At 42.7% G+C, this 15,345-nt stretch carries 11 protein-coding genes and 1 other annotated feature; of the genes, 6 read left to right on the top strand and 5 right to left on the bottom strand.

The window, feature by feature from the left end; genetic code table 11:
• Nucleotides 1-503 precede the first annotated feature (503 nt).
• The 3 genes from clpB to rluD form a co-directional block, all read right to left on the bottom strand.
• Entirely contained in the window at nucleotides 504-3,077 is a 2,574-nt protein-coding gene (gene clpB, locus OW495_RS06320; protein WP_076673789.1) for an ATP-dependent chaperone ClpB, read from the bottom strand.
• 142 nt (nucleotides 3,078-3,219) lie between these two features.
• Complete coding sequence (gene pgeF / locus OW495_RS06325) at nucleotides 3,220-3,954, bottom strand: peptidoglycan editing factor PgeF (protein WP_102513275.1); 735 nt, start codon at nucleotides 3,952-3,954, stop codon at nucleotides 3,220-3,222.
• An 8-nt stretch (nucleotides 3,955-3,962) separates the two neighbouring features.
• Complete coding sequence (gene rluD, locus OW495_RS06330) at nucleotides 3,963-4,937, bottom strand: 23S rRNA pseudouridine(1911/1915/1917) synthase RluD (RefSeq protein ID WP_009848467.1); 975 nt, start codon at nucleotides 4,935-4,937, stop codon at nucleotides 3,963-3,965.
• 137 nt (nucleotides 4,938-5,074) lie between these two features.
• Between rluD and OW495_RS06335 the strand changes: the two genes are divergently transcribed.
• The 6 genes from OW495_RS06335 (at nucleotide 5,075) to yjjX (ending at nucleotide 12,729) form a co-directional block, all read left to right on the top strand.
• On the top strand, nucleotides 5,075-5,803 hold the full coding sequence (locus OW495_RS06335; RefSeq protein ID WP_017106758.1) for an outer membrane protein assembly factor BamD: 729 nt from the start codon (nucleotides 5,075-5,077) through the stop codon (nucleotides 5,801-5,803).
• 157 nt (nucleotides 5,804-5,960) lie between these two features.
• Nucleotides 5,961-7,385, top strand: a complete 1,425-nt coding sequence (locus OW495_RS06340) for a transporter substrate-binding domain-containing protein (protein ID WP_017110493.1) — start codon at nucleotides 5,961-5,963, stop codon at nucleotides 7,383-7,385.
• A 409-nt stretch (nucleotides 7,386-7,794) separates the two neighbouring features.
• Complete coding sequence (gene raiA / locus OW495_RS06345; RefSeq protein ID WP_102513274.1) at nucleotides 7,795-8,130, top strand: ribosome-associated translation inhibitor RaiA; 336 nt, start codon at nucleotides 7,795-7,797, stop codon at nucleotides 8,128-8,130.
• Nucleotides 8,131-8,240: 110 nt separating this feature from the next.
• Nucleotides 8,241-8,362: a sequence feature (Phe leader region), on the top strand.
• 12 nt (nucleotides 8,363-8,374) lie between these two features.
• A complete protein-coding gene (gene pheA / locus OW495_RS06350; protein WP_017106762.1) occupies nucleotides 8,375-9,550 on the top strand; it encodes a prephenate dehydratase in 1,176 nt (391 codons plus the stop codon).
• 316 nt (nucleotides 9,551-9,866) lie between these two features.
• A complete protein-coding gene (locus OW495_RS06355) occupies nucleotides 9,867-12,197 on the top strand; it encodes an EAL domain-containing protein (protein WP_102513272.1) in 2,331 nt (776 codons plus the stop codon).
• 10 nt (nucleotides 12,198-12,207) lie between these two features.
• Entirely contained in the window at nucleotides 12,208-12,729 is a 522-nt protein-coding gene (yjjX, locus tag OW495_RS06360; protein ID WP_102513271.1) for an inosine/xanthosine triphosphatase, read from the top strand.
• Nucleotides 12,730-12,856: 127 nt separating this feature from the next.
• Here the strand turns inward: yjjX and trpR are convergent, their stop codons facing one another.
• Together trpR and sltY are read right to left on the bottom strand one after the other, a co-directional pair.
• Nucleotides 12,857-13,150 (bottom strand): trp operon repressor, encoded by a 294-nt coding sequence (trpR, locus tag OW495_RS06365; RefSeq protein WP_017110512.1) that lies wholly within the window; start codon nucleotides 13,148-13,150, stop codon nucleotides 12,857-12,859.
• Nucleotides 13,151-13,323: 173 nt separating this feature from the next.
• Nucleotides 13,324-15,273: a murein transglycosylase gene (sltY, locus tag OW495_RS06370; RefSeq protein WP_289885649.1), complete on the bottom strand. Its 1,950-nt coding sequence runs from the start codon at nucleotides 15,271-15,273 to the stop codon at nucleotides 13,324-13,326.
• Nucleotides 15,274-15,345 lie beyond the last annotated feature (72 nt).

The raw sequence follows: 15,345 nt of genomic DNA on the forward strand, positions 1-15,345 counted from the left end.
TAATGAATTGACTGTGCCGAATAACTACAAGTAGTTAAACGTATTGGTCACTCAGTTCGTTGAAATCAATTTGTTACCGAAGTAACTGTTATTACGCTCTTTCGAAAAAGAACAAATAACGTTTTGATATTCATCAACGAGTGCCCACACAGATTGATAGGTTTAAATTGTTAAAGAGCTTTACTTATTGAGCGTTCCTTTTAGTAAGGAGCCTCTCTAAGTGGACGGCCATTCTAGCGAATTGGGTTCCAGTGTCAAACACTTTTTCCAGCTAATTTTTCAAAGCATCTTAAATGCTTAATGTCGTCTCGTTACTTAGTTCAAACCGCTTGGTTATCCCTAGCAACGGAGGCGCATTATAGAGAGAATCCCCCTTTGCACAAGACCAAAAACGAAAAAAAACCGCCGCAGGCGATCGTTCGGACACTATTCACACAAAGCGTTCAAAATAGGTACGATTAAGCCTTAATTTCGGCTAATCGTACCTATTATTCATAGTTTGATTATTGGTGAGCAATAATTCGGTCGTTATTCACTAATAGCTGCACTTTCTTCTCTGGATTTATTTTTCCAGCCAGTATCGCTTTCGCTAACGGGTTCTCAACAGTTTGTTGAATTGCTCTTTTAAGAGGCCTTGCACCATATACAGGATCAAAACCAACTTGAGAGATTAGCTTGAGCGCTTTTTCTGAAACTTCGAGTTCATAACCATTGTCTTCCATTCGCTTTTTCAAATGATCAAGCTGAATAGCGGCAATTGACTCGATATGCTCTTGGCCTAATGGATGGAACACGACACTTTCATCAACTCGATTCAAAAACTCAGGTCGGAAATGTTTACCCACAACTTCCATAACCTCATTTTTAATGCCTTGGTAATCCAATGTATTAAAGTTCTCTTGAATACGAGTAGAACCTAGGTTCGATGTCATGATTACCACGGTATTTCTAAAATCGACGGTGCGACCTTGTCCGTCAGTTAATCGTCCATCATCTAAAACCTGCAATAGAATATTGAAAACATCTGGGTGAGCTTTCTCTACCTCATCAAGCAGAATGACAGAATAAGGTTTTCGACGAACGGCTTCGGTTAAGTACCCACCTTCCTCATAACCCACATAACCAGGGGGAGCACCAACTAAACGAGCAACAGAGTGTTTTTCCATAAACTCAGACATATCGATACGCACCATCGCATCTTCACTATCGAACATAAAGTTCGCTAATGTTTTACACAGTTCCGTTTTACCGACACCTGTTGGCCCTAAAAACAAGAACGAACCAATAGGCTTATTCGGATCAGACAAGCCTGCACGGCTACGACGAATCGCATTCGATACTACTTCGACCGCTTCCGCTTGACCGATAACTCGCTTATGCAGAACGCCTTCCATTTTCAGAAGCTTCTCTTTTTCTGCTTCTAGCATTTTAGAAACAGGAATACCGGTTTGCTTTGAAAGGACATCGGCAATCTCAGCGTCAGTCACCTTGTTACGTAACAAGGTCATTTCTTGCATTTCAGCTTGAGTCGCGAGATCTAACTGCTTCTCCAATTCTGGGATTCGTCCATATTGCAATTCAGACATACGGTTAAGGTCACCAGCACGTCGTGCAAAATCCATATCCATTCGAGCTTGTTCTAGCTCTGATTTAATATGTTGCGTACCAGACAGAGCCGCTTTTTCAGCGTTCCAAACTTCTTCAAGTTCTGCGAAATCGCGTTCTTTCTCAGAAAGTTCACTTTGTAGCGTGCGCAGACGTTTTTCACTGGCCTCATCATTTTCATTCGTCAGAGCTTGCTGTTCGATCTTCAATTGAATGATTTTGCGTTCTAACTTATCCAATGACTCGGGCTTTGAATCTATCTGCATTCGAATACTCGAAGCCGCTTCATCAATGAGATCAATCGCCTTATCTGGTAACTGACGATCTGAAACATATCGGTGAGATAACGTTGCCGCCGCTACGATAGCAGGGTCGGTAATTTCTACATGATGGTGAAGTTCATAGCGCTCTTTCAAACCACGAAGAATCGCTACCGTGTCTTCAACGGTGGGTTCATCCACGATCACTTTTTGGAATCGACGCTCTAAAGCTGGATCTTTCTCTATATATTGGCGGTACTCATCGAGCGTTGTTGCGCCGACACAATGCAGTTCACCACGAGCTAATGCTGGTTTCAGCATATTACCCGCATCCATAGAGCCTTCGCCTTTACCTGCGCCGACCATCGTATGAATTTCATCGATAAAGAGAATGACATTGCCTTCTTCTTTCGATAATTCATTAAGCACAGATTTTAGACGCTCTTCGAATTCACCACGATACTTAGCACCGGCTACCAATGAGCCCATGTCTAATGAAAGCACTCGTCGGCCTCTTAAGCCTTCAGGAACTTCATTATTGATAATACGCTGAGCCAAACCTTCGACAATCGCGGTTTTACCCACACCGGGTTGACCGATAATGACAGGGTTGTTCTTAGTACGACGTTGAAGGACTTGGATTGTGCGACGAATTTCATCATCACGACCAATCACTGGATCTAGTTTGCCTTGCTCTGCTCGCTCGGTCAGATCAATGGTGAACTTCTCTAAAGCTTGGCGTCTATCTTCCGCATTCGGGTCATCCACCTTTTGACCACCACGAACTTGCTCGATAGCTTGAGATAGTTTTTGCTCAGTAAGGCCTAACTCTTTAAGTAAGTTACCTAGAGGTCCTTTGTCTTCTATTGCAGCGAGTAGGAATACTTCTGAAGATATATAACTGTCTTGACGCTTTTGCGCGACCTTGTCACATAGGTTGAATAGCGTTCCCATTGCGTTAGAGAGCTGAACATCACCACCGATACCGCTTACTTTTGGGACTCGGTCTAATATTTCGCTTAATTTAGAACGCAATTGAACAACATCAATATTCAACATGGTGAGCAATGGACGAATCGCACTGCCATCTTGATTAAGCAAAGACACCATTAGGTGTACAGGTTCTATATATTGGTGATCACGACCTAATGCGAGCGACTGAGCATCAGATATCGCAATTTGGAATTTACTAGTGAATCGATCGAGACGCATGCCAACCTTCCTACTCTTAGATATGTTTATCTTATGGTTAGAAGATGGATACGGTAACGCAGATTTTCAAGGGATAAGGATGAAGAATAGAGCTGATATGAAAATATAAATGAACTGGATGAGTGGTTATGCTAGTCAGAGATTACTCTAACCAAATAAATGTCGCCTGACGTCCAGTAATACCATCACGACGATAAGAATAGAAAGCATCTGAATCGGCGTATGTACATAGATTCGAATCTGTCACCAAAGTCACGCCAACTTTCATTAGTCGTTGAGTCGCAAGTTGAGACATGTTTGCTAACCACTTGCCGGGTTCAGATTTAGCTTTAAATGCTAATTTCGCTTGAGGGTCAAAACGAACAAAAGCGTCCAACACATCGTTGCCAACCTCAAACGCATCTTTACCAATAGCAGGACCAAGCCAAGCAATGATCTGATTATCTGAATCTAGGTTTGAAAACTTTGCGACGGCATTTTCAATAATGCCACCAGCAAGACCACGCCAACCCGCATGAACAGCAGCAACTTGAGTGCCTTTGGTATCGGTAAGGATGACTGGTAAGCAATCGGCTGTCATCGCAGAACACACAACACCCTTTACAGTGGTAAATGCACCATCCGCATCAAGCACATTCGCTATAGGTTCTAAAACTGTAACGACATCCGTTGAGTGAGTTTGATTTAGCCATACCGGAGCCGTGGGCATCTTAGATTGTTGCTTTAGCCATGTTCGATTACTTTCAACAAGTAAAGCATCATCCCCAACGTGCATACCAAGGTTTAACCCTTGATAAGCACCTGTAGAACAACCATCAAAACGAGTCGAAGCAAATACTTTCACGTTTTTTGGTGCATTCCAGTCAGGGATGATCATTGACACGATTAAATGTCGTCTTCTATGTTTTCGCGAGCATCAACACGCAACGCTTCAGCCATCACAACCATGTCATTTGGCACAGGTGCATGGAACTCAACTTCTTCACCAGTAATCGGGTGAACAAACTTCAGCATAACCGCGTGTAGCGCTTGGCGATCAAAAGAACGAATCATTGTCGTTAGCTCTTCAGATGCACCTTTTGGAATACGAGCACGACCACCATACGCAATATCACCTAACAGCGGGTGCTGAAGGTATGACATGTGAACACGGATTTGGTGAGTACGACCTGTTTCTAGACGCAGACGAATACGAGTATGTTCGCGAAAGTGCTCAGCAACACGGTAGTGAGTTACCGCAGGCTTACCCAATTCATTAACGTCCATTAACGTACGCTTAGTTGCATGACGGCTAATGCCTTTCTCAACCACACCACCCGCTGTCATTTTACCAATAGCAATTGCTTCATATTCACGAGTAATACGACGTTTAGCAAGAGCTCGTACAAGACGAGTTTGAGCTGGAACCGTTTTAGCCACAACCATAAGACCAGTTGTGTCTTTATCCAGACGGTGCACAATACCCGCACGAGGTACTTCAGCAATCTGAGGGTAATGGAAAAGCAATGCGTTTAGTATGGTTCCATCCGGCGTACCTGCACCTGGGTGTACAACCAGATCGCGAGGTTTATTGATAACCAATAAATCATCATCTTCATAGACAATGTCTAACGGAATATCTTGTGCTTCCCAGCGCTCTTCATCTGCAAGCTCTGCTTGTAAGATGATCGCTTCACCGCCCAAAACTATGGTGCGCGGTTTAGTGATAACTTCGCCATCCACTTGGATTTTGCCGTCAAGAAGCCACTCTTTAATACGAGAGCGAGAAAAATCGGTAAATAGTTCAGCGACAGCTTGGTCTAAACGTTGACCTAACTGGCTGCTTTTTACTGTGTCTGTTAATGTTATCTGCTGAGCCATATCGAACTTTTTTAAAAACCGTGAGACTAATACCCATTAGTATGGATAAAATAGAATAATTGCATCATTGTATCTGTTACTGGTTAGAAAGTAACGGAAGCTTACGAAATATTTAATTCAAGGAATCGACGCCTGACATGAAACACCTTACTTTATCGGGTCTATTAGCCGTATCACTCTTAGTTGGTTGTTCAAGTAGTGAAGAAATAGTACCGGATGTACCGCCATCGGTTCTTTACTCTGACGCCCAAGAATCACTGCAGAGTGGTAGCTGGCTTTCTGCAATCGAAAAGCTAGAAGCCTTAGACTCTCGTTACCCATTCGGCGCCTATTCTGAACAAGTACAACTGGATCTGATTTACGCGTACTACAAAAATGATGACTTGGCATTAGGCCTTGCCACCATTTCACGATTCCTACGCTTAAACCCTACTCATGAAAAACAGGATTGGGTTCTTTACATGCGTGGCCTGACACACATGGCTCAAGATCGAAACTTCATGCACGATATTTTTAATATCGATCGTAGTGACCGAGATCCAGAACCAGTGAAACTTGCGTTTGCTGATTTCAAACGACTGTTAGAACGTTTCCCTGCAAGTCCATACGCTGAAGATGCACAAAAACGCATGTTCGCATTGAAAAACCGCCTAGCTGAGTATGACTTAGCAACCGCTGATTTCTACCTGCGTCGCGAAGCGTGGATTGCAGCTATAAACAGAACACAAGAGTTGCAAAAGACTTACCCAGACACCATTGCTGCGCGTAAATCTCTGAAAATACAGTTAGAAGCCTACGAGCAACTTGGGCTAGAAGACGCTGTGAAAAGAACAGAAGCCTTGATTGAGCTCAACCCACTGCCTTAGTCAGCGAATCAAACTCGTCGTTAACTAAAACAATCACTTCAAAATCGCGCTAATTTATTAGCGCGATTTTTTTTGAACTTCGTCTGGTAAACTTGATGAATGGCAGCATAAGCAGTATCTTCAATAGGTAACTTTTAACAAAACATCAACATGGAGTGTGGATGTGAGCAGGATGTTATTATTTATCTGGATCGGGTTATTTAGCCAACTTTCCAACGCATTAGAACTGTCCCCATTGAGCAACCAGCCTTACATGGGAGACTTAGATGTACTCAAAACAAAAGGAACAGTGAGAGTATTGGTATCGGCTGATCTGGGCTTTTACTACATAGAAGATGGCAAGCCAAAAGGCATTGTGGCAGAAATGCTCTATCACTTTGAGAAAAGCCTTCGTAAGAAACACCCCTATCTCAATGTGCAGATCATTCCGGTTCAGCGAGATGATCTTCTTCCTTCATTAGAATCCGGATACGGTGATGTCGCGGTAGCAAACCTAACCATTACTGATAAGCGGTTACGAGTGATCGACTTTTCAGATCCCATGATTAAAGATGGTAAAGAACTCATTATCACTGGAAAAAATTCAGAACCTCTCACCGAAATCAAGCAATTGAGCGGTAAAGAAGTATGGATCCGCGCGAGCTCTAGCTACTTCGAAAGTGTGCAAAAAGTGAATATGGAGCTCAATGAACTCGGGTTGCCACCATTACATGTCCACTTTATCGAAGAATCTCTCCAAGATTACGAACTGATAGAACTGGTTAATCAGGGGTATATACAAGGTACGATTCTAGATAGCCATAAAGCAAAACTATGGACTGATGTAATGGAAAACATTCAGATCCATAGCGACTTACCTTTGCGAGAGGATGGTCAAATTGCTTGGGCACTGAGAAAGGATAGCCCTCTTCTCAAAAAGGAAATCAACAAGTACGTTAAGAAAGCCCGCACAGGTACTTTACTGGGTAACGTGATCTACCAAAAATATATCGATAATACGCGTTGGTTAGGTCGAGCTCTCAATCCAAACAAAGTCGACAGAGTTGCCAAGCTCGCTGACGTATTTGAGAAGTACTCCAGCAAGTACGAATTTGATCCTTTAATGATGTCTGCGCAAGGGTTCCAAGAATCAGGGCTCGATCAGAGTCAAGTCTCTCATCGTGGGGCGATTGGCGTCATGCAGGTTTTACCAAGTACGGCCAAAGACAAAAACGTTAATATCAAAAATATTCATAAAGTGGATAACAACATCCATGCCGGCGTGAAATATATGCGTTTTATCAAAGACCGATATTTTAATGACCCTGCCATAACGGCTGACAACCAGATCTATTTTACGTTGGCGTCTTACAACGCAGGCCCAGCTAAAATCAGAAAAATGAGATACCTCGCGAAGAAGAAAGGCTACAACCCTAACGTCTGGTTTAAAAACGTCGAAATCGTCACGCGTAAGTATGTCAGTAAAGAACCCGTCACGTATGTCGCCAACATCAATCGCTACTTTGTTATTTATAAACAATTGGCGGCGATTAATGCCACTCGAGAGAACGGAACAGCAAGGCTACTGCAAACCAACGATTAGCCGCTGTTTGTCATTATGAGCTTAAGCAGTAAACGGCCAAGACAGGACTAAAAGCACAAAAGCCGCATAAGGAAACTTATGCGGCTTTTGTTTATCAAATTCGGATCGTTCTTTGGTGTGACTTAAATCACGAAAGTATATTGCGTGAATTTTCATCAAGCACTTTCAAAAAGCTGTAGGACGCCCCTAAAAACTGGTTTAATTTTTAGCGAAGCCTTGCCTCCAACTTATCGTTTTTCATTGGGATAACAAGCATTTTTCGACAAAAAGATACCAAGACTTGCGTGAGATCACATTTGATTTTAATGCTTATCCCACCCAATCAAAACAAGATCTAGATCACATTCTTTATTCCTGAAAGTCGTAATCTGAAGTTAACCCATGAGGGATACAACAGAGGAAAACTTCTATGAAAATGAACATCACTGGTAAAAACATCGACATTACCTCTGCAATCCGTGATCACATAGAAAGCAAATTTAAAAAGCTGGATAAATGGCAAGTAGACATCATTGCCTGCCAAGCGAGCTTTAGCGAAGAACCAAACAAGAAGAAAAAATTTGAAGCCGTTCTTACGGTACCAAAAGGCCAACTTGTTGCTTCATCAGTTCATGACGACCTCTACGTGGCTATCAACGAAGTAGAACAAAAACTAGAGCGTCAACTCAACAAGCTACGCCATAAACCAGAAGCGCGTCGCGCTGAAAAGCCTGAAATTGAAGAGCTAGAAGCTGAAGTAGAATAAGGAAAGAGAACAGATTAAAAAATAGCGCCTCAGGGCGCTATTTTTTTGCTTGACGCTCGTAGCTCGCTTGCTTATTGTGTTTAAACATTCATAAAACAATCACTTTTTATGCACTCTCAATCTTTGTTTATTTTTGACTTCTTTTTTCTTCCGTAAATCGGAGGCTGAGTCGTTTTAGAAAAACAAGTCAAAAACGAACAAGAAGCCTCCCACACAAGGGAGGCTTTTTTATAAGGACACATTTATGACTGACCGCTCAATTTCACTGGATGATATCCGCCTTCGTCTCAATGATTTAGATGACGAACTGCTGAGTTTACTTTCAGAACGTCGCAAACTCAGTATCGAAGTTGCGAAAAGTAAAGTAGAGACATCAAAACCTGTACGCGATGCCGTTCGTGAACAGCAGCTTCTGGTTAAGCTAATTAACAACGGTAAAGATAAATACGAGCTTGATGCGCAGTACATTACTAAGCTGTTTCATACCATCATTGAAGATTCGGTTCTGCTGCAACAGTCATACCTGCAAAATCTGGCGAACCCACAAAGCCGTAAGCCATTGGCTCGCGTTGCGTTCTTGGGTTCTAAAGGTTCATATTCGCATCTTGCTAGCCGTGAATACTTCAGCCGCAAGAATATGGAATTGATCGAGCTTAACTGCAATCATTTCAAAGAAGTCGCATCGACGGTGGAATCTGGTCATGCCGATTATGGTGTGCTGCCGATTGAGAACACCAGTTCAGGTTCAATCAACGAAGTTTACGATCTTCTACAACACACAACACTCTACATCGTGGGTGAGCTGTCTCAGCCTATTGAACACTGCTTAGTTGCTAAAAGTGATATTCGATTAGAAAACATTAAGACGCTTTATTCGCATCCACAACCTCATCAGCAATGCAGTGAGTTCTTGAGTCGCCTTAAAGGTGTCAGCCTTGAATCTTGTGCAAGCACCGCTGACGCAATGAAGAAAGTGAAAGAACTGGATAGTGATGATGTAGCGGCCATTGGTAACGCTTCAAGTGGCAAACTGTATGGGCTTCAAGCAATTCAAGGCAACATTGCTAATCAAACAGAGAACCACACTCGCTTCATCGTTGTGGCGCGTAAACCGGTAGAAGTCTCGACTCAGATCCCAGCGAAAACGACACTCATCATGTCGACCTCTCAAGAAGCAGGCTCTTTGGTTGAAACCCTACTGATTCTGCAACGCTTGGGCATCAACATGACGAAACTAGAATCTCGTCCAATTATGGGTAACCCATGGGAAGAGATGTTCTATGTTGATTTAGAAGCACACTTGAATGCGGATAACATGCAGCAAGCGATCACGGAACTGACGGCCATTACTCGTCACTTAAAAGTGCTAGGCTGCTACCCAAGTGAGAACATTAAAGCGACTCAAGTTAAGTTGTCGTAAGTTTAGGTTGCCAAAAGCAATTAGCCTACCATAGGCCAAACAGTAAAAGTTAACGCAAACGGAATAACAATCGAACGAAACAATATGCAGAAATAAGTATTGCGGGTATTAAATTGTTATTCCGTTCACTGTCTCTTCACACCCGCCTCCTAAAATTATCACCAACATAACACCTCTCACTAATCATATTTTTATCAATAAAGACAAAACCTTATTGCCTTCACAGGAAATCATCTAACAACGTGTAATTAATAGCGAGCTATCAACAAGTAACATAAACTTACGCACAAAATTATAAATAGTGTTGTATGTAACAATGAAGCTCAGTACTAAAATATTACTTCTAATAGCCCCTGTTATACTGATTAGTACCGCAGCTTCTAGCTATATCATTTACTCAACGCAGAAAAACAGCTTCATCAAACGCGAAGACAACGTACTGCAACTGAATATGGAAAAGTTGGCTGGGTATTTTCGCCAATCTCGCTCCTTCCTAAATAGTTACTCTTACACGCTCTCTAAAAGCGACTTAGTTCGACGTTATTTTTTAGTTGATGACAATCCGTATCGTGAACTTGAACTGCTCGATAACCTTCGAGAAACCATACAGTTCTTGCAAGATGGTGATGACAGCTTTACTGGATTAGCACTGCTTGATGGTGAACGAAAACTCAGTTATTACGCAGACAATAGTCGTGATGCACTCGCCAAAATGGACCCTAAGATCTTAGAGTTTATTGATCATCAGTATCAAAAAACATTGGAAGAATCGAGCACCAATTACGTCCAAAACTCTCAAGGTGAAGGGATGTTAGTTCACTATGAGGTACTCGATAAAAGAACGGTTTCGCCCTCTATAAGCTACCAACCTAGTGATGTTTTTTTTGTGGTCGTTTCTGTTTCTCTCGATAAATTTAATACATTGAGAAAGCAGATCGAGTTCGACTACCAAACCAGCCTGTTTTTCACGCCAACGGCAGTCTCTTTGGAAAGTGATTTAACTCATTCCGTGAAACTAGCTCCTGAGCTTTACGCGACGGTCGATCCTGCTCAGTTCCTTTTAAACAATAAGCTCGACTCTATCTGGAATAAACTGAGCCTGTCGTTTGCACTGTCAGCCTTAGTAACGGTTGCCTTACTGCTTATGCTGCTGTCTCGCTGTGTCATTACCCCTATTTCACGGTTAGACCGACAATTACAACAAGTAGAAAAAAAGCAAAGAAAGAACATTGAACGTTTAAAAACGAATGACGAGTTAGGCCGCTTATCGCATCGTTTTTATGACATGTACCAAGAGTTAGATAACACCTATCAACAAACTAAGGTTTTAGCTGAGAATGACCAGCTGACCAAGATCGCCAACCGACGTCAATTCCAAACCTTTGTTGAGCAATCACTCCCCAAAACAAACTCGAAAACATACACGTGGGTACTCTACTTAGATTTAGATAATTTTAAGTTTGTGAACGACAAATATGGCCATCAAGTTGGCGACTCGATCTTAGTTTCTTTCGCTCAACGTATTTCCGAGATCAGCGTTCTATACAAAACGGATTACGATGCCCATTGTATGCCAGCTCGACTCTCTGGTGACGAGTTCGTTATTTACATCAATGCATCGGCTCGCCATGGGAATATCGCTCATAAGTTTTCAGATACATTATTGGCGCCTCTGCAAAAAGGGTTTATCACTGAATCTGGTAACTACCCGATTACGGTCAGTATTGGCATTGCAACCTATCCTAATGACGGTCACTCAATAGAGAAATTGCTCTCAAACGCAGACACTGCGATGTATCAAGCCAAACGAGCAGGTAAGAATCGGTACGCGGATTACTCTTCAGACTTAGACAAAACCATTCAACGACAAGCAAATATTGAACAGGCTTTGAGACATAAGAATTTTGATGAAGAGTTCAAACTCGTTTATATGCCATACATGGATTCAACAGGAAGTCAGGTCATCGGTGTTGAGGTGCTGTTACGTTGGGAATCGCCACAACTAGGCTCTGTACCGCCTGATGAGTTTATTCCAATTGCCGAACAAACAGGGTTGTTCGACCTTGTCGATCGTTGGGTGATTCAGCATGCTTTTGCTTCGTTCCATAAGCTTCAAGCTCAGTTTGATCATTCGATTCAACTCTCAATTAATCTGTCTTCAGCAGGAATAGAAACAACTCATCTTGCGGTTTTCATCGGTGAACACGCCAAGATCAATGGTATTCCGCCGAACTTGATCGATTTCGAAATCACCGAGACCTTCTACTCAAACTCACAAGGGTTTCCATTATTGAACGAGCTATCTCGAATGGGCTACCGCTTAGCGATTGATGACTTTGGTTCTGGTTACACCTCGATAACCCAGTTGGTTCAATATCCCACTCAAAAAATTAAATTGGATAAGGGCTTTTTAGAAACCTTGATCGAAACAGACAATCAGAACATAGTAAAACCAGTGATCAGTTTGTGCCATGCACAAGGAAAGAAGGTCACCGCTGAGGGCATCGAAACCAAACGCATGCATCAATGGTTACAAGAGGCGCAGTGCGATATGCTGCAAGGCTACTATTTTGGCAAACCGATGCCACTTGAAGACCTAAGTGATTGGTACAAAGAACATCAATTGCAATTTAACCAACAACAATAAGAACTCATTCATGAAATCCGTAGTCATTGCATCGCTCAACCCAGCTAAAATCAACGCCGTTAAAAGTGCGTTCTTGTCAGCTTTCCCTAATACTGAATTCGAATTCATCGGTGTTAGCGTACCCAGCGGGGTTGCTGATCAACCCATGAGCAATGAGGAAACCTATCAAGGTGCAGTAAACCGCGTGAGCAATGCGATCCAAGAACTGCCAAATGCAGACTTTCATGTTGGATTAGAGTCTGGAATTGAAGGTAACGTAACCTTTGCTTGGATGATAATTGAAGCAAATGGCCAACGTGGCGAATCTCGCTCTGCAAGCTTGATGCTGCCACCTGTTGTACTTGATAAGCTCCAGTATGCAAATGAGTTAGGGGATGTTATGGATGAAGTCTTCGGTACAGACAACATCAAGCAAAAAGGTGGGGCGATTGGCCTACTGACACACAACCAACTCTCGCGCAGTTCGGTATATCATCAAGCTTTGATCTTGGCGCTTATCCCTTTCGTTAATCCTGAGCATTTTCCCACTTAGCTTTCAAATACATGTTTTTTCAAAGACTTAAGTTATCTCGTTGAAAGCCTAACCAGTACAGCAGAAACAAAAAACGCTAACGGATTGTTAGCGTTTCTATCAAACTTCAGTGCTTAATATGTAAGATCTACTTAAGCAGTAACTCGGCGATGGCCGCTTTCTCTTGTTCGGATTTAGCCTTGAGCTCATTAGAGCCTCTGGTGATCGTCGCAACGCCTACTCCCAGCATTTGACTCACTTGTCGCTGAGACATTTCGCCTTTCATCAATTCACAAAGAATATTAACTCGAGCAACCAAAGCATCGCGTTCATCAGATGTCATCATCATGGTCAACAACAGCTCATGCTGATCTTTTTCAGCGGCTGTTTTTACCAAATCCATTAGTTGTTGCCAATTATCATATTCAGGTTGTGATGCCATATTTCTACACTTACTTTTAAATTCTGACTTTAAAGAGTCGCTTAACGATTGAAAGCGTTCAACACTTTATACCGAAACACTCAATGTAATCCAATGTAAAAAGGCAGTAAGTAGAAATGGTTCGCACTCACTGCCTTTAATATTTACTCAGTTTCGGACAAAGCGCCGAGAGCTTAGTATTTCGTTTTTGCCTCATGAGGCGCTAAAAACGTTCCCTTCTCGCCCAAGATATCTCGATAGTAAGTCTCAAACATCAAGATGTTCTGAACATAGCCACGAGTCTCCTTGAATGGGATCATTTCGATAAAGGCGTACGCATCTAACTTTTCATCACTACGTGAACGCCACTGTTTCACTCGGCTCGGACCTGCGTTGTATGCAGCAAAAGCAAAAATACGGTTGTTATCATATTGAGAAAGCAATCCATCTAGGTAATGACTGCCAATCTCAATGTTCTTGCTCACATCATAAAGATCATCACTACCCTGGTACTTAATCTGATGCTTCTTCGCTGTATATTGAGCCGTCTTCGGCATGATTTGCATGATACCGCGAGCCCCAACCGGAGAACGAGCCTCTGAATCCATTGCACTCTCTTGTCTCGCTAAAGACATCAAAGTGATCGGGTTGATATCGTGCTTTTCAGCATAGAAGTTAAACCACCACTTGTGGGCGACAGGGAAACGTAACGCAATGTTGTCCCACATCTTCGCTGAGATACTCGCCGTTACCGTAAAGTGATTCCAACGCTGTGTCGCTGCATGAGCGGCAAGCATTGATTTCTGATCTTTATCAGCATTGGTTAACAACCAACGCCATTCACTCTTCGCTGCCGCAATTTTGTCTCGGTCAATCAGTTCGCCGATTCGAACCAAAGAAGTCTCAAATGGCTTTACTGTTTCAGCGTTGTATTTGAGTGTCGATGTTGGGTACTGAACTGGCTTACCTAACTGCTTAGCGGCAGCCACACTGTAGAAATTACGTTGACCCAAGATATCTGACAGTCGTTTATTACCTTCAGCCGTCTCGCCTAGCGCTATCTCAGCTCTGCCCTGCCAATACTGCCAACGAAGCGAAGCTTGATGTTTATCATCTAAGCGCGCAATCCACTCTTTCAAGCCAGTCCAATCGGCATGTTGAATTGCTAAGCGAGCACGTCGTTCCAACAAAACTTGTTTTGATGAGCTCGCGAGCATTTTGTCTCGCCACGCCATCAGCTCTTCTGAATCGGTATTGATCAAACGAAACGTCAGGTAATCCGCTAACTCTTGAGATTTTTCTTTAGATAACTTTTGAGCTTTCACAACATCATCAAAAATCTCTTGAGCGCTGCTTGCTGACTTCCTTGCCAGTTTCTCAAAACCAAACTCAGTTTGAGCTTGATAAAATTCATTCGCAGGGTGCTTCTTAGCAAACGCGAGCACATTTTCAGGCTTGTTGTACAACGCCTTCATCTGCTTGGCTTGAGCAATTGACTCATCATGATCTAATTGCTTAATCAGATAGGTCATCAGCTTACCGTTACGACCTTCAAACGCTAACAACATCCTTTCGAGTATCAGATCATCCGTTCTTAAACCAGCTTTATCCCATCCTTCAAAAAGCGGATCACAGGCGTCATCAACACCGCTACCACTTAACCAAAGTTGTTTCGCACCTTTGAACGCGAGCTCTTGATTACCTTGCTCATAATGCGCTCGGTAGTAGATACATTGGTATTTTTCACCAACTGGCTCTTGAGTTTGAAATTCCAGTATCGTTTGCCACTGCTTTTGAGAGGCCAATGAATCTAAGTAAGGCGCACGCATACGATTCGAAAATGGCAGCGCTTTATTCTCTTCAATAAAAGCATCCACTTCAGCAGGTGTGCGATCACCTAGGCCTATGAGAAAGGCGCGATAATCAGTGTATGGCGTTAGAGGGTATGTTTGAATTTTGTTGCGCAGCGCGGAGTAGGCTTTTAGATCTCGGTTGTCCAAAACCTCTTGCGCTCTGTCATAAACATCACGCTGCATTTCAAGCTCGGGTGCATTGCTCGCCAAAGCCATCGGAGCCAGTGAAAATGAAGACAAAATTGCTGATGCAGCGACAGCAATTTTCGTATTACCAATGCGGAAAAACATTCGCTCTTTCCTTAGTGCGTGTATGAATACGTGAAGTCTATTTACGCCCGACATCACATCAAATGTAAAGAG

Origin of the sequence: Vibrio sp. 14N.309.X.WAT.E.F5 (assembly GCF_030397615.1) — a bacterium.
In the GTDB taxonomy this organism is placed as follows: Bacteria; Pseudomonadota; Gammaproteobacteria; order Enterobacterales; family Vibrionaceae; genus Vibrio; species Vibrio lentus.